The sequence below is a fragment of the Paracoccus methylovorus genome (assembly GCF_016919705.1).
GTDB classification, from domain to species: domain Bacteria; phylum Pseudomonadota; class Alphaproteobacteria; order Rhodobacterales; family Rhodobacteraceae; genus Paracoccus; species Paracoccus methylovorus.
In genome coordinates this window covers 907,763-930,483 of sequence record NZ_CP070368.1, presented here as the reverse complement: position 1 = coordinate 930,483, position 22,721 = coordinate 907,763, and the positions used below count along the sequence as shown (strand labels likewise).

Genomic DNA, 22,721 nt, shown 5'->3' with positions numbered 1-22,721 from the left:
CCCCGGCTTTTTTGCTTTCGCAACCTACCAGCCCTGCCTGTCAGATGCGGCCGACTTGTTCCGGCAGGATCACCGTAAACCGGCTGCCCTGCCCGCGCTCGCTTTCGATGCGCAGCCGACCGCGATGGCGGTTCACGATATGCTTGACGATGGCCAAACCCAATCCGGTGCCGCCCTTCTCGCGTGAGCGGTGGGTATCGACGCGATAGAACCGCTCGGTCAGGCGCGGCAGGTGCTGCTGCTCGATCCCCTCACCCTGATCCGCGACGACGACCGACCAGGCCGGGCCGCGCAGCACCGGCTCATATGCCAGCCGCTCCAGCGTCACTGTCGCCACACCGCCCGAAGCGCCATATTTCACCGCATTCTCGATCAGGTTGTGAAACACCTGCACCAATTGGTCGGCGTCGCCGGGGACCGGCACCTTTCCATCGGCGATCTGCAGATCCAACCGCACCCCGGCCGCGGCAGCGGCGGGGGTCAGCGTCGCCACCACCCCGCGCAGCAGCCCCGCCAGATCCAGCCTCTGCGCCGGACGGCGGCGCTCGTCCTGCTCGACCCGGCTCAGCGACAAAAGATCGGCAACCAACCGGTTCATCCGCCCCGCCTCGCGTTCCATGATGTCGAGGAAGCGGTCGCGGGCGGCGGCATCGTTGCGCGCCGGGCCGCGCAGCGTCTCGATAAAGCCCATCAGGGCGGTCAGCGGTGTGCGCAATTCGTGACTGACGTTGGCAACGAAGTCGCGGCGCATCTGCTCGGTCTCTTCATCGCGCGAGCGATCTTCGATCACAACCGCAGCCCCGGTCAGTCCCGGCGCCTGTAACGCGGTCACCGTAACCTCGCAGAGCACCCGCCTGTCGATCGCACCCAGCGTGACATTCAGCAGCGCGCGTTCCTGACCGGCAATGACCGCATCCAATGCGGCATTGACCTCGGGGTGGCGCAGCACGGTGACAAAGGGCCGCCCGCTCAGCACCGCCCCCAAAAGCGCCTCGGCCGCCTCGTTGGCGCCGATGATGCGGGCGTATGGGTCCACGACCAGCATGGGCGAAGGCACGCCGCGCAGCAGCGCATGCAGCCGCGCCTCGATCATCCCGGTGCGACCTGCGCCAGCCCGTGACGAAAGCGGGCAGCGTTGCGGTTATAGCCTTCGGCCGATTTCAGCAGCGCATCGCGCGCCGCCTCGTCCAGTTCGCGCACGACCTTGCCCGGCGCCCCCATCACCAGCGAGCCGGGCGGGATCACCTTGTTCTCGGCGATCAACGCCCCGGCACCGATCAGCGAGCCGGCACCGATCCTTGCCCCGTTCAAGATGATCGCGCCCATGCCGATCAGCACGCCGTCCTCGATGGTGCAGCCGTGCAGGATGGCCCGGTGGCCGATGGTGCAATTCGCCCCGATGGTCAGCGGAAAGCCGATATCGGTATGGCAAACCGTCAGGTCCTGCACGTTCGAGTTCCGGCCGACGCGGATCTCTTCGTTATCGCCGCGCAACACGGCGCCGAACCAGACGCTTGCGCCCGGTTCCAGCACGATATTGCCCATCAGCCGCGCGTCCGGTGCCACCCAGGCATCATCGGCGATTTGCGGCGCTATGCCGTCCAGTTCCCAGATCATGCGCTTTCCTCCTCCATAAGGGCGCGGACGAAGGGGCCAAGGCCCACCTGCCGGGCGCGGCGCATCCGCTCGGCCCGCAAGATGGTCTTCAGCGCCTCGGCACTGCGGTCCAGATCGTCGTTGACGATGACATAATCGTATTCCGCCCAGTGGCTGATCTCGTCACGGCTTTTGCGCATGCGGCCCGCGATGACCTCTGGCGCATCCTGCTGGCGTGCGATCAGCCGGCGCTCCAGCTCGGCCAGACTGGGCGGCAGCACGAAGATCGAGATGACATGCCCGCCAAGGCTCGATGCGCGGATCTGCTGCCCGCCCTGCCAGTCCACGTCGAAAAGCGTGTCGCGACCGGCGCGCATCGCCTCCTCCACCGGGCCGCGGGGGGTGCCATAGAAATTGCCGAAGACCTCGGCATGTTCCAGCATCTCGCCCTCGGCCACCATGGTGCGGAATTGTTCAGAAGTGCGGAAATAGTAATGCTCGCCCTCAACCTCGCCAGGACGCGGCTTGCGGGTGGTCGCCGAGACCGAAAACCGCAACTGCGGGTCCCAGTCCATCAGCCGCCGCGCCAGCGTCGATTTTCCCGCCCCCGAGGGCGAGGACAGGATCACCAGAAGTCCGCTGCGCTCCATCTCCATCCGCCTTGTCCCCAGCCGTTCAGCGCCGCCTGAATGGCCCTGCCCGCCAGCAGGGTCAAGCCCTGCGCCGGCAAGGCTTCGGTTTTTAACCATCTGGAAAGAAATTGCTCGGCAGCCGGAATGGAAAGGTCTAGATCCCGATCAGGTAAATTGTTTTACGAGTAACTGTAAGGTCGAGGGCAGATGTCTAACGACGACGGACAGGACAGAGGGGCCATGCTAAGCCCCGATGCGACGCAGGACCGGCCCGGCAAACTGTTGCGCCTTGCCGATTACGAACCCGTGCAGATGGACCGCATCCTGGGCGAATTGCGCGGTTATTGGGAGGGGCTGCGTCAAGGCCGCGCCATTCCCAACCGCGCCGATGTCGCGCCGCGAGGAATCCGCAGGGCGCTTGACTATGCCTTTATCCTTGAGCGCATCGCCCCGGGGGCGGCCCGTTTTCGACTGGCCGGACGCCATCTTATCGACCTGATGGGAATGGAGGTGCGAGGCATGCCGCTTTGCGCCTTTCTGAACACCAGTTCGCGAGGACGGCTGTCCGATGTGCTGGAAAGCGTGTTCTTCGCCCCGCAGATCGCCGAGATCGTGCTGGGTTCGCCCGCCAGCTATGGTCGCCCGGCGCTGGACGGCCGGATGCTGCTGTTGCCGCTGCGTTCGGATCTGGGGGATGTGACGCGGGCACTTGGCTGTCTGGTCGTACAGGGGCAGGTCGGCGAAAGCCCGCGCCGTTTCGATCTGCTGTCGGATATCGAATTCCCGGTCATTCCCGGAGCCAAGGTGGTCGAGCCATCGCCCTCGCCGCCGGGGTTTGCCGAGACGCCAATGCGGTGGAAAAGCGCACCGCCGCCCAAGCCAATTGCCCCTTTGCCCCAGGACGCCAGCCCGGCCGAGCGCCGCGCCCGCTTTCGTGTCGTAAGCAACGATCCGCCTTCAAAGCCGCCCGGCGAGCTCCAGTAACTCTGCACGGGTTGTGCAGGCCGTGCCACCCAAGGCCTATGCGGCATGAAAAAGGGCGGTCAGGTCAAAGCCCGCCGCCCCTTTTTGGTTTCCTATCCGGCCGGCGTCAGCTTGCCTTGGCCTGCTTGGTCGCGCCATTGATACGGCGGTTGCGCAGTTCCTCGGCCACGAGGAAGGCCAGCTCCAGCGACTGGCTGGCGTTAAGCCTTGGGTCGCAGGCGGTGTGATAGCGGCTCGACAGGTCTTCGTCGGTGACGGCACGAACACCACCGATGCATTCGGTCACGTCCTGGCCGGTCATCTCGAAATGCACGCCGCCCGGAATGGTGCCCTCGGCGCGGTGGATGGCAAAGAATTCGCGCACCTCACGCAGCACCGAATCGAAGGGCCGGGTTTTGTAGCCCGAGGCCGATTTGATCGTGTTGCCGTGCATCGGATCGCAAGACCAGACGACATGCGCCCCCTCTTCCTGCACCGCCTTGATCAGGCGCGGCAGGTTTTCACCCACCGTGCCAGCCCCAAAGCGGGCGATCAGCGTCAGCCGGCCCGGTTCGTTCTCGGGGTTCAGCTTGGCGATCAGCGTCTTCAGATCGCTGTCGCTGATCGAGGGACCGCATTTCAGCCCGATCGGGTTTTGCACCCCGCGGCAGAACTCGACATGGGCACCATCGACCTGACGCGTGCGGTCGCCGATCCAGATCATGTGGCCCGAGCCCGCGACCGGCAGGCCGGTGGTCGAATCGATCCGCGCCAGCGCCTCTTCATATTCCAGAAGCAGCGCCTCGTGGCTGGTGTAGAAATCCACCTTGCCAAGATCATGCGCGGTTTCCGAGGTCACGCCGGCCGCCGCCATAAACGCCATCGCATCGCTGATGCGCTCGGCGATGTCGCGGTAGCGCGCGGCTTCTTCACCGCCGGTGAAATCGCTGATCCAGCTTTGCACCCGGTGGATGTCGGCATAGCCCCCCGTCGAAAATGCGCGCAACAGATTGAGCGAAGCCGAGGCCTGCGTATAGGCAGCGAGCATGCGCTGCGGATCGGGAATGCGCGCCTGCGGGGTGAAGTCGAAGCCGTTGATGATGTCGCCGCGATAGCTGGGCAGCTCCTGATCGCCGACCTTTTCCGTCGAGGTAGAGCGCGGCTTGGCGAACTGACCCGCCATGCGGCCGACCTTGACCACCGGAAGCTGCGCGCCCCAGGTCAGTACGACGGCCATTTGCAGCATGACCTTGAACGTGTCGCGGATGTTGTCGGCCGAGAATTCCGAGAAACTTTCAGCGCAGTCACCGCCTTGCAACAGGAAGGCACGACCGGAAGCGACCTCGCCCAGCGAGGCTTTCAGACGGCGCGCCTCGCCGGCAAAAACCAGCGGCGGGAACTTGGCCAGTTGCGCCTCGACGGCGGCGACAGCATTCTGGTCGGGATAGTCAGGCATCTGGACGCGCGGATAGGCGCGCCAGCCACGCTTGTCCCATGCCTGTGCCGGGGTCGCGAAACTGGAATTCGTCGGTGCCATGATCCTATCCTTCATGCTAACAGTGCCTGCCATATAGAGGTTGCAGGGCCAAAGGAAAAGCCTTGCGCGCCTTGCGATTGCCTGCTGATCTGCCAGTGATTTCAGACGCGCGACAGACATGCCAGAACTTGATCCAGCAGCCCCCGTCGTTCCGGGGCCGATTCCGGCCCCTGCCCCGGCACCCGTGCGGCGCTATGTCTTTGTATTGCTGGATCGTTTCACGATGGTTTCCTTTGCCGCCGCGATCGAGCCCTTGCGACTGGCCAACCGGCTGGCGGGGCGAGAGCTCTACCAATGGCAGTTGTTGGGTCCGCAGGGTGAATGCGCCGTTTGTTCGAACGGTGCCCGCATTCTGCTGGACGGGCCGCTTTCGGACACCCGGCGCGACGATACGGTGCTGATCTGCGGCGGCCTGGATGTCCCGCGCGCTGCGACGCGGCCGGTGCTGGCTTGGCTTAGACGCGAGGCGCGGCGTGGCACACGAATGGGCGCGCTTTGCACCGGCGCATGGGTGCTGGCCGAGGCGGGGCTGCTGGACGGACGCCGCGCCACCATCCATTGGGAAAATCAGGACGGCTTTGCCGAGAAATTCCCCGACGTGACCTTGATCCGCACGGTCTTTGTCGAAGACGGCAATCGTCTGACCGCCGCCGGAGGCACCGCCGCCATCGACCTGATGCTGCGCCAGATCGCCCGCGATCACAGCACCGAACTGGCCAGTCGCGTGGCCGATCAACTGATTCACACCTCGATCCGTTCAGAAGAGGACCAGCAGCGCCTGTCCAGCCCGACCCGGATGGGAACACGCCATCCCCGGCTGGCGCAGGTTCTGGCCCGGATGGAGGGCAATATCGAGGATCCGGTCAGCCCGGCGCGGCTTGCCTCCGAGGCGGGACTGTCGCCGCGCCAGCTCGAAAGGCTTTTCGCCCGCTATCTGGGCCGGTCGCCCAAGCGATACTATATGGAACTGCGGCTGGAACGGGCCCGTCACCTGCTGCTTCAAACCGGGATGAGCGTGATGGAGATCGGGCTGGCCTGCGGCTTTGCCTCGGCCGCGCATTTCTCGAAATGCTATCGCACGACCTATGGTTGCACCCCCTATCGGGAACGCGGCGCGGCGGGCGCCGATTAAGGCATCTTCCGCTACGGCATGGGCAAATCCGCCCCATCGTCGGCTTGCCAACATGCTTTTCTTTTTAATCGCGCGCTTATAACCTGTCAGACAGGACAATGTTCCACTCAGGGAGACGACTATGAAAAAGCTTCTTCTGGCCAGTGCCGCCGGGGCCTTGCTTGCCGGTGCAGCCGGTGCCGAGGAAATCAAGATGGGTATTTCACTGGGCCTCACCGGCCCGTTGGAATCGATCTCGCCCGCTATGCAAAAAGGCGCGGAACTGGCAATGAAGGAGGTCTCGGACAGCGGCAAGCTGCTGGACGGTTCGACCGTGACGCCGGTTGTGGCTGACAACACCTGCATCGACGCGGCCGCCTCGGTCGCCGCCGTCACCCGTCTTGTCACCGCCGAGGGCGTCAAGGGCGTCATGGGCGGCATGTGCTCGGGCGAAACCATCGCCTCGCTCGAACAGGTCGGCGTGCCGCAAGGCGTGGTGATGATCTCGCCCTCGGCCACTTCGCCCGCACTTTCGACGATCGACGACAAAGGCTTCTTCTTCCGCACCTCGCCCTCCGACGCGCGCCAAGGCGACGTCATGGCCGATATCGTGCTGGAGCGCGGCATCAACAGCGTCGCCGTCACCTATACCAACAACGACTACGGCAAGGGTCTGGCCGACAGCTTTGCCGACGCCTACAAGGCCAAGGGCGGCACCGTGACCGTGGTTTCGGCCCATGACGACGGTAAGGCCGACTATTCGGCCGAGGTCGCCGCGCTGGCCGCCGCCGGGGGCGAGGCACTGGTGGTGGCAGGCTATGCCGATCAGGGCGGCTCGGGCATCATCCAGGGCTCGCTGGACACCGGCGCCTTTGAAACCTTCGTGTTGCCCGACGGCATGGTGAACAACGTGCTGGCCGAAAAATTCGGCGCGCAGTTGGAAACCTCGTTCGGCCAGAACCCCTCGGCCGAAGGCGAAGGACATGACAAGTTCGACACGCTGGCCAAAGAGGCCGGTTTCGATGGCACTTCGGCCTATGCGGGCGAATCCTATGATGCAAGCGCGCTGATGTTGCTGGCCATGCAGGCCGCCAAATCCTCGGACCCCAAAGTCTACAAGGACAAGGTGATGGAAGTCGCCAATGAGCCGGGCGAGAAAATCTATCCGGGCGAATTGGCCAAGGCGCTGGAACTGTTGGCCGCCGGTCAGGACGTCGATTATGTCGGCGCGACCTCGGTCGAGCTGATCGAACCCGGCGAAAGCGCCGGCGTCTATCGCGAAGTCGACTTCAAGGGCGGCAAGCTTAACGTGGTAGGCTTCCGCTAAGCTATGCGCATCGGGAAAAGGGTCCGGATTTCCGGGCCCTTTTCATAATAAAAAACAATTCCGTAGGGAAAATTCTTCATGCAATGCATGAGGTGGGGAGCGCGATGATCCAGGTCCACGACCTGCACAAGCATTTCGGAGGCTTCTGCGCCGTCGATGGCGCAAGTCTGACGATCGAGCAGGGCTCGATAACCGGATTGATCGGCCCGAATGGCGCCGGAAAATCAACCCTTTTCAACGTGATCGCAGGGGTTTTGAAGCCAACGGCCGGGCGCGTCACCATGGCGGGCGAGGATATCACCGGCCTGCCCCCGCATGAGCTGTTTCACAAAGGGCTCTTGCGCACCTTCCAGCTGGCGCATGAGTTTTCCTCGATGACCGTGCGCGAGAACCTGATGATGGTTCCCGGCGGGCAATGCGGTGAAACGCTGCTCAACACATGGCTTCGCCGCGGCCGCATTCGCCAGGAAGAACGCGAACTTCGCAAGAAAGCCGACGAAGTTCTTGAGTTTCTGACCATTTCCCATCTCACCCATGAAAAGGCCGGCAACCTTTCCGGCGGGCAGAAAAAGCTGCTGGAACTGGGTCGCACGATGATGGTCGATGCCAGGATCGTGTTTCTGGACGAGGTGGGCGCCGGGGTGAACCGCACGCTGCTGGGCACGATCGGCGATGCCATCGTGCGGTTGAACAAGGAACGCGGCTATACCTTCTGCGTCATTGAACATGACATGGATTTCATAGGCCGGCTTTGCGATCCCGTGATCGTCATGGCGGCGGGCAAGGTGCTGGCTCAAGGCTCGGCCGACAGCATCATGAAAAACGAAGCGGTGATCGAGGCCTATCTGGGCACCGGCCTGAAGAACAAGGTCGCCGCCGAAGTCGCCGAGGAAGCTGCCTTTGGCGAAAGTCACGGGGCCCAACCCGGCCTGGGCGCCGAGGCCGGCCGCGGGGGCGACGGCAAGCCAGCGGGGGATATTTGATGGCAGAGCCCTATCTTTCCGCCACCGCCATGCGCGGTGGCTATGGCAAGGCCGACATTCTGAACAACTGCACCCTGACGGTCGACGGCGGCCAGATCGCCGTCATCGTCGGCCCCAACGGCGCCGGAAAATCGACCGCGATGAAGGCCGTCTTCGGCATGCTGAACCTGCGCGAAGGCAAGGTCACGCTGGCGGGCGAGGACATCACCCACCTGACCCCGCAAGAACGGGTGCGCAAGGGCATGGGCTTCGTGCCGCAGACCCACAACATCTTCCCGACCATGACGGTCGAGGAAAATCTGGAAATGGGCGCTTATATTCGCGAGGACGATTTCCGCGACACCATGGCGCAAGTCTATGACCTGTTCCCGGCCGTGGCCGACAAGCGCAAGCAATACGCGGGCGAACTGTCGGGCGGGCAGCGTCAGCAGGTGGCGGTCGGCCGCGCGCTGATGACCAAACCCAGCCTTTTGATGTTGGACGAGCCCACCGCCGGCGTCAGCCCCATCGTCATGGATGAACTCTTCGACCGTATCATCGAAGTCGCCCGCACCGGTATTTCGATCCTGATGGTCGAGCAGAACGCCCGGCAGGCGCTGGAGATCGCCGACATCGGCTATGTGCTTGTGCAAGGCGCCAACCGTTACACCGACACCGGACAGGCGCTGCTCGCCGACCCCGAGGTCCGCCGCACATTTCTGGGGGGCTGAAGATGGACGTCCTGAACGCCCTTGTGGCGATCCTCAACTTCGTGGTGATCCCCGCGGCCTCCTATGGCGCACAACTGGCGCTGGGTGCGCTGGGGGTGACGCTGATCTATGGCATCCTGCGCTTTTCCAACTTTGCCCATGGCGACACCATGGCCTTTGGCGCCGCGATGGTCATTCTGATCACCTGGGGGCTGCAAGCCATCGGCATCAGCCTTGGCCCGTTGCCGACCGCCCTGCTTGCCCTGCCCTTTGGCATCGCGGTTACGGCGTTGTTCACGCTGGGCACGGACCGCGCGGTCTATCGCTTTTATCGCAGCAAACGCTCGGCTCCGATCATTCTGGTCATGGCCTCGGTCGGGGTCATGTTCATCATGAACGGGCTGACCCGGCTGATAATCGGCGTCGATGAAATACGCTTTGACGACGGCGCACGCTTCGTGATCACCGTGCAACAGTTCCGCGCCTGGACCGGCCTTTCCGAAGGGCTGTCGTTGCGCGTCAGCCAGGTGCTGACGCTGGTCGTGACGGCGCTGGCCTGCTGGGCCCTGTTCCGCTTTCTGAACCGCTCGCGCGCGGGCAAGGCGATGCGTGCCTATTCCGACAACGAGGATCTGGCGTTGCTTTCGGGCATCGACCCCGAACGGGTGGTACGCCTGACCTGGATCATCGCCACGGCGTTGGCAGTCACGGCGGGAACGCTTTACGGGCTGGACAAGTCATTCAAGGTCTTCAACTATTTCCAGATCCTGCTGCCGATCTTTGCCGCGGCGATCGTTGGAGGGCTCGGCAATCCGCTGGGCGCGGTCGCAGGCGGCTTTATCGTGGCCTTTTCGGAGGTCGCGGTCACCTATCCCTGGCGCAAGATCGCAACCTATCTGGGCTTTCAGCCTGATGGGCTGCTGCAACTGCTGTCCACCGAATACAAATTCGCGGTCAGCTTCGTAATCCTGATCGTGGTCCTGCTGTTCCGGCCGACCGGCCTGTTCCGCGGCAAATCCGTCTGAGGGGGCTTTTCATGTCGAACACACGTCAAGCCGATGCCGTCAGCGCCTGGCGCGCGCCGATCCTGTTTCTGATCCTTGTCGCGCTATTCGTGGCCGAGGGCAGTTTCCGCAATGCGCTGTTTTCGGGCAGTTGGAACACCGCGCTGGCCATTCTGAACATGGGGCTGATCTCGGCCGTCATGGCGCTGGGTGTGAACATGCAATGGGGCTACGCGGGGCTCTTCAACGCCGGTGTCGTGGGCTTTCTGGCGCTCGGCGGTCTTGCGCCGGTGCTGGTTTCGACGGCCCCGGTGCAAGGGGCTTGGGAAGCAGGCGGGCCGCGCGTCCTTCTGGCGCTGGCGGTCGGGCTGGGTACATTGGCACTGGCGGCACAGGTTTGGAAGCGGATGTCGGGGCTTTTGCGGGTGCCGGCGCTGATCGCCGTGCTGGTGCTGGGTTTCGTGCTTTACCGCTGGCTGTTCGATCCGGCGGTGATGGCGATCGAGGCGAACAACTCTGCCGCCGCCGGCAATATCGGCGGGCTGGGCTGGCCCGTGCTGCTGTCCTGGCCGGTCGGCGCATTGTTTGCCGCGGCCGCGGCATGGGGCGTCGGCAAGGTGGCGCTGGGGCTGCGGTCGGATTATCTGGCCATCGCCACGCTGGGCATCGGCGAGATCATCGTCGCCATCATGCGCAACGAGGAATGGTTGTCGCGCGGGGTCAAGAACTTTTCCGGTATCCCTCGCCCGGTGCCCTATGAACTAGATTTGCAGGGTAATCCCGATTTCGTCGCCCGGGCGGCGGAATGGGGGCTAAGCCCGGCCTTGGCCTCGGGCATCTGGGTCAAGCTGCTTTATGCCGGCCTGTTCGGCGCAGTATTGTTGGCTCTGATCCTGCTTGCGGAGCTGGCGCTGAAATCCCCATGGGGGCGGATGATGCGCGCCATCCGCGACAACGAAACCGCCGCCGAGGCCATGGGCAAGAACGTGACCCGCCGGCATTTGCAGATCTTCGTCATCGGCAGCGGGGTGATCGGCCTTGCCGGCGCAATGATGGTCACCTTGGACGGGCTTTTGTCGCCAAACAGCTTTAACCCCTTGCGTTATACCTTTCTCATCTGGGTCATGGTGATCGTCGGCGGTTCGGGCAACAATTGGGGGGCAGCGCTGGGTGCGATCCTGATCTGGTTCCTGTGGATCAAGGCCGAAGTCTGGGGGCCCGAGTTCATGCGCCTTGTCACCGGCCCCATCCCCGAGGGTGCACTGCGCGACCATCTGCTGGGCAGCGCGCCGCATATGCGCTTTATCGCGTTGGGATTGGTGCTGCTATTGATGCTGCGCTTTGCGCCGCGCGGGCTGGTGCCGGAGAAATAGCGGAGCGTCGAAAGAACGGGGGCTTTGCCCCCGCACCCCCAGGGTATTTGGGCAACGAAGAAGGGCTTGCCCGGTTCAGGCTGCGGTGAGGGTGATCGGCCGCTGGTCGCCCTGCGCGAAGCGGTACAGCACCTGCGGATAGAGCCGGTGCTCCTGGATCAACACGCGGGCGGCCAGGGTTTCGGCCGTATCGCCGGGCAGGACCGGGACTCGCGCCTGACCAAGAATCGGACCCGCGTCGAGTTCCGGCGTGACCAGATGCACCGTCGCCCCCGCCTCGGCATCGCCGGCCTCGATGGCGCGCTGATGCGTATGCAGCCCGGGATATTTCGGTAGAAGCGAGGGATGGATGTTCAGCATCCGCCCGTCGAACCGCTGAACGAAATCCGGGGTCAGGATGCGCATGAACCCGGCGAGGCAGAGGATGTCGGGTTGCGCAGCCAGCAGGGGTTCGAGCAGGGCCGCCTCGAAAGCGGCGCGGTCGCCTTTGAAGGCGCGGTGATCGACGGCAAACGTCGGCACATCCATGGCCGCAGCGCGGGCAAGACCCGTGGCCTGCGGATCGTTTGAGCCGACGATCACCGGTCGCGCGGGATGGGTGCCCGCCATTGATTCGACCAGCTTGACCATGTTCGAGCCGCCGCCCGAGATCAGGATGGCGACGCGTTTCACCGCAGCCGGCCGCTGTAGCGCACGCCGGCGCCGGGGTTGACCTGCCCCAGCCGGATCACCGTTTCGCCCTGCGCCTTGAGCAGCGCCTCCAGATCGGCGGCGTGTGCTGCATCAACGGCAAGGATCATGCCGATACCGCAGTTGAAGGTCTTGAGCATCTCGGCATCGGCGATATCGCCGGCCCCGGCCAGCCAGTCGAAGACCGGCGGCAGGCTGAAACTGTCCAGATCGACCTGCGCCCCAAGCCCTTGGGGCAGGACGCGCGGCAGGTTTTCGGTAATGCCGCCGCCGGTGATATGCGCCGCCGCATGCACGCCGCCCGCGCGGATCGCCGCCAGCAGCGGGCGCACATAAAGCCGGGTGGGCACCAGCAGCGCCTGGCCCAATGTGCCGGTGCCGAAGGGTGCAGGCGAATTCCAGTCGAGCCCGGCATGTTCAGCCACCTTGCGCACCAGCGAGAAGCCGTTGGAATGCACGCCGTCCGAGGCAAGGCCCAAAAGCACATCACCATCCGCGACCCCAGCGGGCAGAGCCGTGCCACGCTCCATCGCGCCCACGGCGAAGCCTGCGAGGTCGAAATCGCCGCGCGCATACATGCCCGGCATCTCGGCCGTCTCGCCGCCGATCAGCGCACAGCCGGAACGACGGCATCCCTCGGCAATGCCGTTGATGACGCGGGCGGCCTCATCGACCGAAAGCTTGCCGGTGGCGAAATAGTCCAGAAAGAACAGCGGCTCGGCGCCTTGGCACACCAAATCGTTCACGCACATGGCCACCAGGTCGATGCCAAGCCCGTCGAGTTCGCCGGTGTCGATGCCGATGCGCAGTTTGGTGCCCACGCCATCGGTGGCGGCAACCAGAACCGGGTCCTGATAGCCCGCCGCGCGCGGATCGAAGAGCGCGCCGAAACCGCCCAAGCCCTCCATGACGCCCGGGCGTCGGGTGGCGGCGGCGGCCGGCTTGATCCGCTCGACCAGCGCATTGCCCGCGTCGATATCCACTCCGGCCTCGGCATAGGACAGGCCGCTCTTGCGCTCGGTCATCTTCGGGATCCCCTTTGCTTTGACGTCCCGATAGCGCAGCTACGATGCGCAGGCAATGTATCCGCTGCAACCGGGCGCGGATTCCCCGCCTGCCCCATTCTTTGATCCTGTGCGGTGGCTGTTGTTCGCCTGCACCATGACGTCATAAGATCGAAATGCAACCATAACGAAGCCATGCGGCGAATCAAATGCCTGCCACGCTGAGTCTGATGGGATCCGTGCGCTTGCACGGCGCCGACGGAACAGACCTGACCCCTCGCAGCCAGAAGGCCCGTGGCGCACTGGCCTTGCTGGGGACAGCGCCGGACCTGCGGCTAAGCCGTGCCCGGCTGCAAGACCTGCTGTGGAGCGAGCGGGGCCGGCAGCGCGGTTCGGACAGCCTGCGTCAGATGCTGCGCGAATTACGCTGCGCCCTGGGCGCCTACAAGGGCATCCTGCAGACCGGTGTGGGCTGGGTCGGGCTGGATTCCGAACAGCTGCGCATCGACCTGACGCCGGTCTATGATGCCGGCGGCGCGCCTATCGAATTCGCCGCCGATATCGACATCCCCGACCCCGAGTTCGAGACATGGCTGCGCGACATGCGCCTGCGGCTGACCCCGGACAGCGACGGTCCCAGCGTCCTGCAGCGGTCCTTGACGCCCGTTGCGCCCGCGTGGTGTGCCGGCGACCCGGCACTATCGGATCATGTGGTGACCTTGCAGCCAATCGTAAGCAGCGACAGCCGCACCAAGGTGATCGGCGAGATGATCGTGAACGAAGCCGCCGCCCGCGCCTGCGAGATGATTCCGGCAACCCTGGCCGACCGGATCGTCGCACGGGGCTCGCAGACCGGTACGCAGATCGATGCGATCTGCTATTCCTCGGGACCGGATTGCTCGTTGATGGTGGTGATGCGCGACATTGCTACGGGCGCGCGCGGCTGGACGCGACGATTTACCATTCGCGGCGCCGATGAAACCGCAACCATGCGCCATGCGGTGGCACAGATCGCCGTGGCGCTGCTGGACCGGGCGCGACGGACCGCCCCTCCGGCGCTGGGGCTGACCTTTCCGGTCTGGGACGTGTTCAGCTATTCTCGCGACCGTCTGGAATCGGCCGATCGGTTCCTTGCATCGCTGCCGCACGAGCGGCAGAGCGGGGTCGCGCTGGCGCTGCGATCCTATCTGCGCCACACACTGGTCAGCGAGCGGCTGACCGAGGATCCGGCGCGTTGTTCGGACGAGGCCGAAGCCTTTGCCCAGCAGGCCCGCGAACTGGCCCCCGACAACCCTTCCGTGCTGGCCGTGGCCTCGCTTTCGGCGTCGTGGCAAAGGGATGCGGTGGGGGCGCTGGAACTGGCGCAGGCCGCCTGCCGCAACGACCCAGACAATGAGCTGGCGTGCCACGCGCTGTCGCAGGCCCTGACCGACGTAGGCCGCAACCTCGAGGCGCTGGAGGCGACCGAACGCAGCACCCACGGCGCCTTGGCCGAGTTGGGGCAAGCGGCCTGGCTGATGCGGCGCGCGGTGGTGCAGTTGCGCCTGAACCGCTTTGGCGATGCCGAGAATTCCGCCGCTGCCGCTTTTGCCTTTGCCCCGGACAACCGACCTTCGCTGCGTTTTCTGGCCGCGCTGCGCTATCATCGGGGCGATGTGGTGGGGGCAGCCGACGCCCTGCGCCATCTGCGGCGGATCGAGCCGGATTTCACGTTGGAACTGATGGCAGCACCGGACTACCCCGCCGGCCCGTTGCGCATGGCAAATCTGATGGGGATCACGCGCTCGGGCCTGTGAACGCCGTCAGGGCGAAACCAGCACCTCCAGCCCGACTGAGGGACCGTCAGCGCCCGCCTTCAGCACCAGCCGACCCCGACCGGGCGCGATTGCCCTGAAGGTCAGCACAAAAGGCGGTCCGGCAAGGGCTTGCGGCAATTCGGGACCGGCAAGGATGGGCGCGCCTTCGACCCGGGCCAGATCGGGATGGCGCACGGCCGCCTCGGTCAAGCTGTCCAGATGCACCTCCAGCCGGTCGCCACAGCGCAAGGTCACCGGTTCGACGATCTGCCCCGCACGCAGGATATGGGTCACCGGCGGCCTGCGGACGGGATAGCGCAGGGGCGGCGCGCCCATTGCCAGCGCCCTTTGCATGGTGTCGAGCCAGGCCCCGCGCAGACGCGCATCGCTCAGGTCGGCCCGATCCAGCCGGGCCCCGGTCAGATCGGCACGCTCAAGAATCGCACCACGCAGATCGGCATCCGAAAGATCGGCCAGCCCAAGGTTTGCGCCCGAAAGGTTTGCATTGCGAAACCGCGCACCCGCCGCACGCGCCGACCACAGGCTGGAGGCGGGCAGTTGCGCCTCAGTCAGGTCGGCACGGGTCAGGTCGGCATAAGACAGATCGGCCTCGACCAGTGTCAGACCCGACAGATCCAGCCCGGCCAGATCGGATCCGGCCAGACGCAGGTGACCCGTCGTCGCAATGCGCCGCACGATCTGGGCTCGGGTGTATTCGGCCATGCGACCTCTCTCGGGCAATGCTCCTTGACGTTTTGCGGTAATCAAGTGCCCGAAGGCGGCTGCCTCCGCCTCCGGGCTACCGGATCATCAGTCACCCAGGTCCGACTGGATCCAGTAACGCTTGCGAAAGCCGCGCACGCATTCGATCTCGATGCCCTGACGGGCAACCAGGCGTGCCGTATTGCTGCGGATTCCGTATCCTATTTCCGTCGTGTCCGGCAGGATGCGCAGGGTGAGCGGCGCCGCACCGCGTGCCGCCAGATCGCGCATAAGCCGCGCCGAATGTTGTGCCAGCATCCGCGTGATCGCCTGCGGCTCGGGCTCGGGCAGCCCTTCGGGACGCAGCGGCGGCGGCGGATCGTCGGGCAGACCGTGGCGATGGGCGCGGGCCGGCATGCGCTCGACCACCTGCCGCAGGGTGGATTCGATGCGAAGAACGGTGCCATCCGGGCGCATCGCCAGCCGGAGACTGCCGGCATCCGAGGTCAGCATCGGGATACCGTCGATCGCCTGCCGGAACTGCACGATGATCTCATCCAGGCTTTCGGCCGGCGGTTCATCCAGCCGGTGCAGGCTGGTCGTCGCGGACATGGCCAGCGAGACGCGGTCGAAAACCAGCTCGGTTCCGGGGGGCAGGAACCCGTGACACCGCAGCGCACTCTGGGCGCGACTGACAAGCGTGCGGCGCGGCGGCATCTCCTGCAGGGCCTGCCCCGGCGCGCCGGGGCCAAGTTCCAGAAGAATCCGCCCGTCGGGCTGGCGCCGAAAACGGACCGGCCCCTTGTCGACCGAAATCGCGCCCCGCGCATCGGCCCCGACCAAGACAGGGTTCAAGCCCAGGCGCGACAGCACCGAATTGGCCAGCGCACGATCCTCGGACACCGGAACCAGCCGAATGACCGAGAACTCGGCCGGGGGCTGGGTCAACGCCGGGTCGCGCTGGTAAAGCGGCGCAGGCTGGTGCCAGCGCCATGCCCAGCATTGCGCCTTGCTGCGCTGCACACCAAAGCTTCGCTCGCCGAAAAGCATGTTCAATGCCGTCTCGCGGTCCGAAGCGCAGGCGCAGGCGACCGGGCTTTGGTCATGCGAAATGTCCCAGGCGCCATCCAGCCACGCCTGCGAAAAAGACTTTCCCATCTGCCAATGGTGCCAGAAGTTTGCGCCATAACGGCCGGAATCCCAGCAGATGGAGTCAAAGCCGAACAGCATCCGCAGACCGTGATTGGCCTGCGCCCAGCTTTGCGGCGGGCTGAAGCCCGGACCGACCCGCAGCGACTGGCTGGTGGACCAGAACAGATAGCGCAGCACACCCGAGCCAAGGCGCATCCGGTCCGAGGTCAGGCAGGCATCCGTCCCGCTCCAAAGCGCGCCCATCGGCAGATGAAAGATCCCGCGCTCGTCCATCCTGCCGTGGCCGGCGTGATAGAACACCCGCACGGAATCCATGTCGCGGCCCGGCGCATGTTCCACTGGCTGACGATCATAGATCCAGGATTTCACCGCCCCGTCACGGCGCCAGAAATCCGGCGCGGCGAAACGGTCGACCGCATCCAGAAACCCGCCTGCGTCACGGTGGGCGGCATGCAGAGCACCTGCGGCGCGATAGGTCTCGACGCTGCAGGCGCCATAGATACTGCTGGCGTCACCGCCCCTGCCCGCCGTTTCCTTGGCCACGAGCTCGGCCGGGTCCGGCGTAACCATCGCTTCCGGTGCCCGCCATGCGCGTGGCTGCTGCGTGTTATCAATTCCGGCCCCCAGTGGAGAAGCGAAATCATCCATACCGCATGCTCCTTGCAAGACACGCACCGGGCCATGGCAGTCGGGTGCGGTCTTATGTCGCACTGAAGCTAGGATGGCCGGTGTGAACTGAACGTGAATCTGCGGTTAATGTACAAATAACCTGAAAATCCCGCCACTTCCTTCAAGGATATCAGCACCGTTTCAGACGTCATCCAGACGAATCATATCCTTTCGCCCTCCTCGGGTCGCGGCGCCATGCCAAAAGACAGTTCGCGCGCCGCCTCGATCACCGCGTCGGACATGGCCGCCAGCCGGGCGTCCGACATGCGCAGGCTTGGCCCCGAGACCGAGATACCCGCCGCCGCCTCGCCGGCCAGATCAAAAATCGGGGCAGCGATGCAGCGCATACCCGGCGTCCGTTCTTCGTTGTCCAGCGAATAGCCGCGCGCACGGATACGAGCCAGATCCTCCAGCAGCGCCTGAGGATCGGTCAGCGTCATGTCGGTAAAGCGTTCCAGCGTCATCTCGCGGATCATGCGTTTCAGGTCCGAGGGCCGCGTATGGGCCAGCAGCGCCTTGCCGATCCCCGAGGCGTGCAGCGCCGAGCGCGTGCCGGGCGGAAAGAAGGCGCGGATCGTTTCATGCGTCTCGGCCTGACTTAGAAACAGCACGGCATCGCCGTTCAGGATACCCAAGTTGGCCGTCTCGCCCGTGACCTCCATCAGCCGGCGTAGCAGCGGCCGCGCCCGCTCGACCAGTCCCGAGCGGCGCATGAAGGCCGAACCGTGACGGAAAGCCGTCGGCCCCACGTACCAAGCCTGGGTCTGACTGTCGGTTTCCGCAACCCCGCGCGCCGCCAGCGTCACCAGCACGCGATGCACGGTGGAAGGCGCCATATCCAGCCGATGCGCGATCTCGGACAGCGTCAGACCGCTGGAAACCGCAATCAGGTCAAGGATTTCCAGTGCCCGGTCCAGCGCACGGATGCCACCCGAATCCTCGGCCGCCGCACCACCCGCACGCCCTCTGGGACGGCCCCTTTTCCGGATCTGGACCGACATTCAATTTTTCCTTTCGACAACTTTCTGTATTTATTGAAAATCAATTCCCCGCTTTGGAAAAGCGCAACCGGATGATTCTACGCAACTTTAAGCCATTTTTCCGCGATTGCGAAATATTTTTCAGAAAAATTGCATCCGTAGACAGCTGATCGTAGCTTGGTCCACAAGCGTAGGAGGAATTGCCATGACCAGTCAGAACCCGATCTTTATCCCCGGCCCGACCAACATCCCCGAGGAGATGCGCAAGGCTGTGGACATGCCCACCATCGACCACCGCTCGCCGGTGTTCGGCCGCATGCTGCATCCGGCGTTGGAGGGCGTGAAGAAAATCCTCAAGACCACGCAGGCGCAGGTTTTCCTGTTCCCCTCGACCGGCACCGGCGGCTGGGAAACGGCGATCACCAACACGCTGTCGGCCGGGGACAAGGTGCTGGCCGCCCGCAACGGCATGTTCAGCCACCGCTGGATCGATATGTGCCAGCGCCACGGACTTGACGTTACTTTTGTCGAAACCCCTTGGGGCGAAGGCATTCCGGCCGATCGGTTCGAAGAAATCCTGACCGCCGACAAGGGTCATGAGATCCGGGTCGTGCTGGCCACGCACAACGAAACCGCGACCGGCGTGAAGTCGGACATCGCCGCCGTCCGCCGGGCGCTGGACGCGGCCGGGCACCCGGCGCTGCTGTTCGTGGACGGCGTCAGCTCCATCGGGTCGATGGATTTCCGCATGGACGAATGGGGCGTCGATATCGCCGTCACCGGCAGTCAAAAGGGCTTCATGCTGCCCCCCGGTCTGGCCATCGTGGGCTTTTCACCCAAGGCCATGGCAGCGGTCGAAACCGCGCGCCTGCCGCGCACCTTCTTTGACATCCGCGACATGGCCACCGGCTATGCCCGAAACGGCTATCCCTATACGCCGCCGGTCGGTCTGATCAACGGGCTGAACGCAAGCTGCGAACGCATTCTGGCCGAGGGGCTGGAGAACGTCTTTGCCCGCCACCACCGCATCGCGGGCGGCGTGCGCGCCGCGGTCGGAGCATGGGGCCTGAAGCTTTGCGCCGCCCGCCCCGAGCTTTACTCGGACAGCGTCAGCGCCATCCGCGTGCCGGAAGGTTTCGATGCCAACCTGATCGTCAGCCATGCGCTGGACACCTATGACATGGCCTTCGGCACTGGGCTGGGACAGGTCGCGGGCAAGGTGTTCCGCATCGGCCACCTTGGCAGCCTGACCGACGCCATGGCTCTGTCGGGTATCGCCACCGCCGAGATGGTGATGGCCGATCTGGGCCTGCCGATCACCCTCGGCTCGGGCGTCGCCGCCGCGCAGGAACATTACCGCCAGACCACCGCCGCCGCGCAGAAGAAAGCCGCCTGAGGATGAAGGACGCCATGTACATCCCAACCTATGAGGACATGCTGGCCGCGCATGAGCGGATCAAGCCGCATATCCGTCGCACGCCGATCCGCACCTCGGATTACCTTAACGAACTGACGGGCGCGCAACTGTTCTTCAAATGCGAAAACTTTCAGGAGCCGGGAGCCTTCAAGGTCCGCGGCGCCACCAACGCGGTCTTCGGTCTGGACGAGCGCCAAGCGGCCAAGGGTGTCGCAACGCATAGCTCGGGCAACCATGCCTCGTGCCTGTCCTACGCAGCCATGCTGCGCGGGATTCCCTGCAACGTCGTGATGCCCCGCACCGCGCCGCAGGCCAAGAAGGACACGGTGCGTCGCTATGGCGGCAAGATCACCGAATGCGAACCCTCGACCAGTTCGCGGGAAGAGACCTTCGCCAAGGTTCAGGCCGAGACCGGGGGCGATTTCGTCCATCCCTATAACGATCCGCGCGTGATCGCCGGCCAAGGCACCTGCGCCAAGGAGATCATCGAGCAGACCGACGGTCTGGACGCTGTGGTGGCCCCGATCGGCGGCGGCGGCATGATCTCGGGCACCTGCCTGACGCTTTCGACGCTGGCCCCGGAAACGCAGGTGATCGCGGCCGAACCCGAGCAGGCCGACGACGCCTATCGCAGCTTCAAGGCCGGCTACATCATCGCCGACGACGCGCCCAAGACCGTCGCAGACGGGCTCTTGGTGCCGCTCAAGGATCTGACCTGGCATTTCGTCAAGAACCACGTGTCCGAGATCTATACCGCCTCGGACGCCGAAATCGTGGACGCGATGAAGCTGATCTGGAAACATCTGCGGATCGTCATGGAGCCCTCCAGCGCCGTGCCGCTGGCAACGATCCTGAAGAACCCCGAAGCATTCGCCGGCAAGCGCGTCGGCGTCATCGTCACCGGCGGCAATGTCGATCTCGACAAGCTGCCCTGGAACTGAGGAGATCCCCATGAACGCGAAAACGGATTTCTCCGGCTATGAAGTCGGCTACGACATTCCTGCCCTGCCCGGCATGGACGAAAACGATATCCAGACGCCCTGCCTGATCCTGGATCTGGACGCGCTGGAGCGTAACATCAAGAAGATGGGCGATTACGCCAAGGCGCATGGCATGCGCCATCGCAGCCATGGCAAGATGCACAAATCGGTCGACGTGCAGAAGCTGCAGGAGTCGCTGGGCGGCTCGATCGGCGTCTGCTGCCAGAAGGTCTCGGAAGCCGAGGTCTTTGCCCGCGGAGGCATCAAGGACGTGCTGGTCACCAACGAGGTGCGCGAGCCCGCCAAGGTCGACCGTCTGGCCCGGCTGCCCAAGCTGGGCGCGACCGTCACGGTCTGCGTCGACGAACTGGCCAATATCGCCGATCTGTCGGCGGCGGCGCAAAAGCACGGCACCGAACTGGGCATCTTTGTCGAGATCGACTGCGGCGCCGGGCGCTGCGGCGTGACCACCAAAGAAGCCGTGGTCGAAATCGCCAAGGCCGCCGATGCTGCCCCGAACCTGAGCTTCAAGGGCATTCAGGCGTATCAGGGCGCCATGCAGCACATGGACAGCTATGAGGACCGCAAGGCCAAGCTGGACGCCGCCATCGCGCAGGTGACCGAAGCCGTCGAGGCGCTGGAGGCCGAAGGGCTCAAGCCGGAATTCGTCTCGGGCGGCGGCACGGGGTCGTATTATTTCGAGTCGAACTCGAACGTTTATAACGAATTGCAATGCGGCTCTTACGCCTTCATGGACGCCGATTACGGCCGCATCCACGATCAGGACGGCAAGCGCATCGACCAGGGCGAATGGGAAAACGCGCTGTTCATCCTGACCTCGGTGATGAGCCACGCCAAGCCGCATCTGGCGGTGGTCGATGCGGGGCTCAAGGCGCAGTCGGTCGATAGCGGCTTGCCCTTTGTCTATGGCCGCGACGATGTCAAATACATCAAGTGCAGCGACGAACATGGCGTGGTCGAGGACAAGGGCGCCGTGCTCAAGGTCAACGACAAGCTGCGGCTGGTGCCGGGCCATTGCGACCCGACCTGCAACGTCCATGACTGGTATGTCGGCGTGCGGAACGGCAAGGTGGAAGTGGTCTGGCCGGTCTCGGCGCGCGGAAAGGGCTACTGATGCTTGTCGTTGCCGAAAAGGAAATCGCGGGTCTGATGACCCCCGAGGCGGCGTTCGAGGCTATCGAGGCAATCTTTGCCTCGATGGCGCGGCGCAAGGCCTATAACTTTCCCGTCGTGCGCGAGGCGATTGGCCATGAAGATGCGCTTTACGGCTTCAAGGGCGGCTTTGACGCTTCGGCGCTGACGCTGGGGCTGAAGGCAGGCGGCTACTGGCCGAACAACCAAAAGCACAACCTGATCAACCATCAGTCCACGATCTTTCTGTTCGACCCAGATACCGGCCGGGTCAGTGCGGCGGTGGGCGGCAATCTGCTGACCGCCCTGCGCACCGCGGCAGCCTCGGCGGTGTCGATCAAGCACCTGGCGCCCAAGGGGGCCAAGGTTCTGGGCATGATCGGCGCCGGCCACCAGTCCGCTTTCCAGATGCGAGCGGCGGCGAATGTACACGGCTTCGAAAAGGTCATCGGCTGGAACCCGCATCCCGAGATGCTGTCGCGCCTTGCCGACACCGCTGCCGAACTGGGCCTGCCCTTCGAGGCGGTCGAACTGGACCGTCTGGGGGCCGAGGCGGATGTGATCATCTCGATCACCTCGTCCTTCAGCCCGCTGTTGATGAACGAGCATGTCAAGGGCCCGACGCATATCGCCGCGATGGGCACCGATACCAAGGGCAAGCAGGAACTCGACCCGGCGCTGGTGGCGCGCGCCCGCGTCTTTACCGATGAGATCGCGCAGTCGATCAGCATCGGAGAATGCCAGCACGCCATCGCTTCGGGGCTGATCAAGGAGGAGCAGATCAGCGAACTCGGCGCGGTGGTCGCGGGCGACGATCCGGGCCGGGGCGATGCCGAAGTGACGATTTTCGACGGCACCGGCGTAGGCTTGCAAGATCTGGCCGTGGCCAAGGCCGTCGTCGAACTGGCCAAGCAAAACGGGGCGGCGCAAGAGGTCGAAATCTGACCCGATGCCGCTCACGTCC

Annotated in this window: 21 protein-coding genes; 12 read left to right on the top strand and 9 right to left on the bottom strand. The window is 64.6% G+C overall.

Annotation, left to right across the window (positions count from 1 at the left end; translation table 11 throughout):
* Window positions 1-40: 40 nt before the first annotated feature.
* From JWJ88_RS04665 to gmk, 3 genes are read right to left on the bottom strand one after another with little or no spacing between them, the layout of a single operon-like run.
* On the bottom strand, window positions 41-1,093 hold the full coding sequence (locus JWJ88_RS04665) for an ATP-binding protein (RefSeq protein ID WP_205294940.1): 1,053 nt from the start codon (window positions 1,091-1,093) through the stop codon (window positions 41-43).
* Window positions 1,090-1,617, bottom strand: coding sequence for a gamma carbonic anhydrase family protein (locus JWJ88_RS04660; RefSeq protein WP_205294939.1), 528 nt, complete (start codon window positions 1,615-1,617; stop codon window positions 1,090-1,092). The genes JWJ88_RS04665 and JWJ88_RS04660 overlap by 4 nt, the downstream gene beginning before the upstream one ends.
* On the bottom strand, window positions 1,614-2,246 hold the full coding sequence (gmk, locus tag JWJ88_RS04655) for a guanylate kinase (protein ID WP_205294938.1): 633 nt from the start codon (window positions 2,244-2,246) through the stop codon (window positions 1,614-1,616). Before gmk ends, JWJ88_RS04660 begins: the two co-directional genes overlap by 4 nt.
* 189 nt (window positions 2,247-2,435) lie before the next feature.
* Between gmk and JWJ88_RS04650 the strand changes: the two genes are divergently transcribed.
* Complete coding sequence (locus tag JWJ88_RS04650; RefSeq protein ID WP_205294937.1) at window positions 2,436-3,212, top strand: PAS domain-containing protein; 777 nt, start codon at window positions 2,436-2,438, stop codon at window positions 3,210-3,212.
* A gap of 106 nt (window positions 3,213-3,318) precedes the next feature.
* Here JWJ88_RS04650 and JWJ88_RS04645 read toward each other — a convergent pair whose 3' ends face one another.
* The gene (locus tag JWJ88_RS04645; protein ID WP_205294936.1) at window positions 3,319-4,728 is read right to left on the bottom strand and encodes a class II 3-deoxy-7-phosphoheptulonate synthase; all 1,410 of its coding nucleotides are present in this window, start codon (window positions 4,726-4,728) and stop codon (window positions 3,319-3,321) included.
* 118 nt (window positions 4,729-4,846) lie between these two features.
* Here JWJ88_RS04645 and JWJ88_RS04640 point away from each other — a divergent pair, with 118 nt between their 5' ends.
* The 6 genes from JWJ88_RS04640 to JWJ88_RS04615 all read left to right on the top strand — a co-directional run bounded on the left by JWJ88_RS04640 (window position 4,847) and on the right by JWJ88_RS04615 (window position 11,215).
* A complete protein-coding gene (locus JWJ88_RS04640; RefSeq protein WP_205294935.1) occupies window positions 4,847-5,860 on the top strand; it encodes a GlxA family transcriptional regulator in 1,014 nt (337 codons plus the stop codon).
* A gap of 121 nt (window positions 5,861-5,981) precedes the next feature.
* Complete coding sequence (locus JWJ88_RS04635) at window positions 5,982-7,166, top strand: ABC transporter substrate-binding protein (protein ID WP_205294934.1); 1,185 nt, start codon at window positions 5,982-5,984, stop codon at window positions 7,164-7,166.
* A gap of 104 nt (window positions 7,167-7,270) precedes the next feature.
* Complete coding sequence (locus JWJ88_RS22115) at window positions 7,271-8,149, top strand: ABC transporter ATP-binding protein (protein WP_205294933.1); 879 nt, start codon at window positions 7,271-7,273, stop codon at window positions 8,147-8,149.
* Entirely contained in the window at window positions 8,149-8,859 is a 711-nt protein-coding gene (locus JWJ88_RS04625) for an ABC transporter ATP-binding protein (protein ID WP_205294932.1), read from the top strand. The genes JWJ88_RS22115 and JWJ88_RS04625 overlap by 1 nt, the downstream gene beginning before the upstream one ends.
* 2 nt (window positions 8,860-8,861) lie before the next feature.
* Window positions 8,862-9,863: a branched-chain amino acid ABC transporter permease gene (locus JWJ88_RS04620; protein ID WP_205294931.1), complete on the top strand. Its 1,002-nt coding sequence runs from the start codon at window positions 8,862-8,864 to the stop codon at window positions 9,861-9,863.
* Between the two features lie 11 nt (window positions 9,864-9,874).
* Window positions 9,875-11,215 (top strand): branched-chain amino acid ABC transporter permease, encoded by a 1,341-nt coding sequence (locus JWJ88_RS04615; RefSeq protein ID WP_205294930.1) that lies wholly within the window; start codon window positions 9,875-9,877, stop codon window positions 11,213-11,215.
* 75 nt (window positions 11,216-11,290) lie between these two features.
* Here JWJ88_RS04615 and purN read toward each other — a convergent pair whose 3' ends face one another.
* Both purN and purM read right to left on the bottom strand, forming a co-directional pair.
* The gene (gene purN / locus JWJ88_RS04610) at window positions 11,291-11,887 is read right to left on the bottom strand and encodes a phosphoribosylglycinamide formyltransferase (protein WP_205294929.1); all 597 of its coding nucleotides are present in this window, start codon (window positions 11,885-11,887) and stop codon (window positions 11,291-11,293) included.
* The gene (gene purM / locus JWJ88_RS04605) at window positions 11,884-12,930 is read right to left on the bottom strand and encodes a phosphoribosylformylglycinamidine cyclo-ligase (protein ID WP_205294928.1); all 1,047 of its coding nucleotides are present in this window, start codon (window positions 12,928-12,930) and stop codon (window positions 11,884-11,886) included. The genes purN and purM overlap by 4 nt, the downstream gene beginning before the upstream one ends.
* A 188-nt stretch (window positions 12,931-13,118) precedes the next feature.
* Here purM and JWJ88_RS04600 point away from each other — a divergent pair, with 188 nt between their 5' ends.
* The gene (locus JWJ88_RS04600; RefSeq protein WP_205294927.1) at window positions 13,119-14,705 is read left to right on the top strand and encodes an SARP family transcriptional regulator; all 1,587 of its coding nucleotides are present in this window, start codon (window positions 13,119-13,121) and stop codon (window positions 14,703-14,705) included.
* A 6-nt stretch (window positions 14,706-14,711) separates the two neighbouring features.
* Here JWJ88_RS04600 and JWJ88_RS04595 read toward each other — a convergent pair whose 3' ends face one another.
* From JWJ88_RS04595 to bhcR, 3 genes are all read right to left on the bottom strand, one after another.
* Entirely contained in the window at window positions 14,712-15,428 is a 717-nt protein-coding gene (locus JWJ88_RS04595) for a pentapeptide repeat-containing protein (protein ID WP_205294926.1), read from the bottom strand.
* A gap of 87 nt (window positions 15,429-15,515) precedes the next feature.
* On the bottom strand, window positions 15,516-17,207 hold the full coding sequence (locus JWJ88_RS04590) for a DUF6345 domain-containing protein (protein WP_240200198.1): 1,692 nt from the start codon (window positions 17,205-17,207) through the stop codon (window positions 15,516-15,518).
* 182 nt (window positions 17,208-17,389) lie between these two features.
* Complete coding sequence (gene bhcR / locus JWJ88_RS04585; protein WP_205294924.1) at window positions 17,390-18,229, bottom strand: HTH-type transcriptional regulator BhcR; 840 nt, start codon at window positions 18,227-18,229, stop codon at window positions 17,390-17,392.
* 184 nt (window positions 18,230-18,413) lie between these two features.
* Between bhcR and bhcA the strand changes: the two genes are divergently transcribed.
* Genes bhcA through bhcD form a run of 4 tightly spaced genes read left to right on the top strand, consistent with a single transcriptional unit; the run spans window position 18,414 to window position 22,702 of the window.
* Window positions 18,414-19,604 carry an L-aspartate--glyoxylate aminotransferase BhcA gene (gene bhcA / locus JWJ88_RS04580; RefSeq protein WP_205294923.1) on the top strand — a complete coding sequence of 397 codons (1,191 nt, stop codon included), beginning with the start codon at window positions 18,414-18,416 and terminating at the stop codon, window positions 19,602-19,604.
* A gap of 2 nt (window positions 19,605-19,606) precedes the next feature.
* Complete coding sequence (gene bhcB, locus JWJ88_RS04575) at window positions 19,607-20,566, top strand: beta-hydroxyaspartate dehydratase BhcB (protein WP_205294922.1); 960 nt, start codon at window positions 19,607-19,609, stop codon at window positions 20,564-20,566.
* 10 nt (window positions 20,567-20,576) lie between these two features.
* Complete coding sequence (bhcC, locus tag JWJ88_RS04570) at window positions 20,577-21,740, top strand: 3-hydroxy-D-aspartate aldolase BhcC (RefSeq protein WP_205294921.1); 1,164 nt, start codon at window positions 20,577-20,579, stop codon at window positions 21,738-21,740.
* Window positions 21,740-22,702, top strand: a complete 963-nt coding sequence (gene bhcD, locus JWJ88_RS04565; RefSeq protein WP_205294920.1) for an iminosuccinate reductase BhcD — start codon at window positions 21,740-21,742, stop codon at window positions 22,700-22,702. Before bhcC ends, bhcD begins: the two co-directional genes overlap by 1 nt.
* The last annotated feature ends 19 nt before the right edge of the window (window positions 22,703-22,721 follow it).

Coding starts and splice junctions, on each gene's coding strand:
- JWJ88_RS04665 (WP_205294940.1), bottom strand. CDS start 1,093: ATGATCGAGGCGCGGCTGCATGCGCTGCTGCGCGGCGTGCCTTCGCCC.
- JWJ88_RS04660 (WP_205294939.1), bottom strand. CDS start 1,617: ATGATCTGGGAACTGGACGGCATAGCGCCGCAAATCGCCGATGATGCC.
- gmk (WP_205294938.1), bottom strand. CDS start 2,246: ATGGAGCGCAGCGGACTTCTGGTGATCCTGTCCTCGCCCTCGGGGGCG.
- JWJ88_RS04650 (WP_205294937.1), top strand. CDS start 2,436: ATGTCTAACGACGACGGACAGGACAGAGGGGCCATGCTAAGCCCCGAT.
- JWJ88_RS04645 (WP_205294936.1), bottom strand. CDS start 4,728: ATGGCACCGACGAATTCCAGTTTCGCGACCCCGGCACAGGCATGGGAC.
- JWJ88_RS04640 (WP_205294935.1), top strand. CDS start 4,847: ATGCCAGAACTTGATCCAGCAGCCCCCGTCGTTCCGGGGCCGATTCCG.
- JWJ88_RS04635 (WP_205294934.1), top strand. CDS start 5,982: ATGAAAAAGCTTCTTCTGGCCAGTGCCGCCGGGGCCTTGCTTGCCGGT.
- JWJ88_RS22115 (WP_205294933.1), top strand. CDS start 7,271: ATGATCCAGGTCCACGACCTGCACAAGCATTTCGGAGGCTTCTGCGCC.
- JWJ88_RS04625 (WP_205294932.1), top strand. CDS start 8,149: ATGGCAGAGCCCTATCTTTCCGCCACCGCCATGCGCGGTGGCTATGGC.
- JWJ88_RS04620 (WP_205294931.1), top strand. CDS start 8,862: ATGGACGTCCTGAACGCCCTTGTGGCGATCCTCAACTTCGTGGTGATC.
- JWJ88_RS04615 (WP_205294930.1), top strand. CDS start 9,875: ATGTCGAACACACGTCAAGCCGATGCCGTCAGCGCCTGGCGCGCGCCG.
- purM (WP_205294928.1), bottom strand. CDS start 12,930: ATGACCGAGCGCAAGAGCGGCCTGTCCTATGCCGAGGCCGGAGTGGAT.
- JWJ88_RS04600 (WP_205294927.1), top strand. CDS start 13,119: ATGCCTGCCACGCTGAGTCTGATGGGATCCGTGCGCTTGCACGGCGCC.
- JWJ88_RS04595 (WP_205294926.1), bottom strand. CDS start 15,428: ATGGCCGAATACACCCGAGCCCAGATCGTGCGGCGCATTGCGACGACG.
- JWJ88_RS04590 (WP_240200198.1), bottom strand. CDS start 17,207: ATGGATGATTTCGCTTCTCCACTGGGGGCCGGAATTGATAACACGCAG.
- bhcR (WP_205294924.1), bottom strand. CDS start 18,229: ATGTCGGTCCAGATCCGGAAAAGGGGCCGTCCCAGAGGGCGTGCGGGT.
- bhcA (WP_205294923.1), top strand. CDS start 18,414: ATGACCAGTCAGAACCCGATCTTTATCCCCGGCCCGACCAACATCCCC.
- bhcB (WP_205294922.1), top strand. CDS start 19,607: ATGAAGGACGCCATGTACATCCCAACCTATGAGGACATGCTGGCCGCG.
- bhcC (WP_205294921.1), top strand. CDS start 20,577: ATGAACGCGAAAACGGATTTCTCCGGCTATGAAGTCGGCTACGACATT.
- bhcD (WP_205294920.1), top strand. CDS start 21,740: ATGCTTGTCGTTGCCGAAAAGGAAATCGCGGGTCTGATGACCCCCGAG.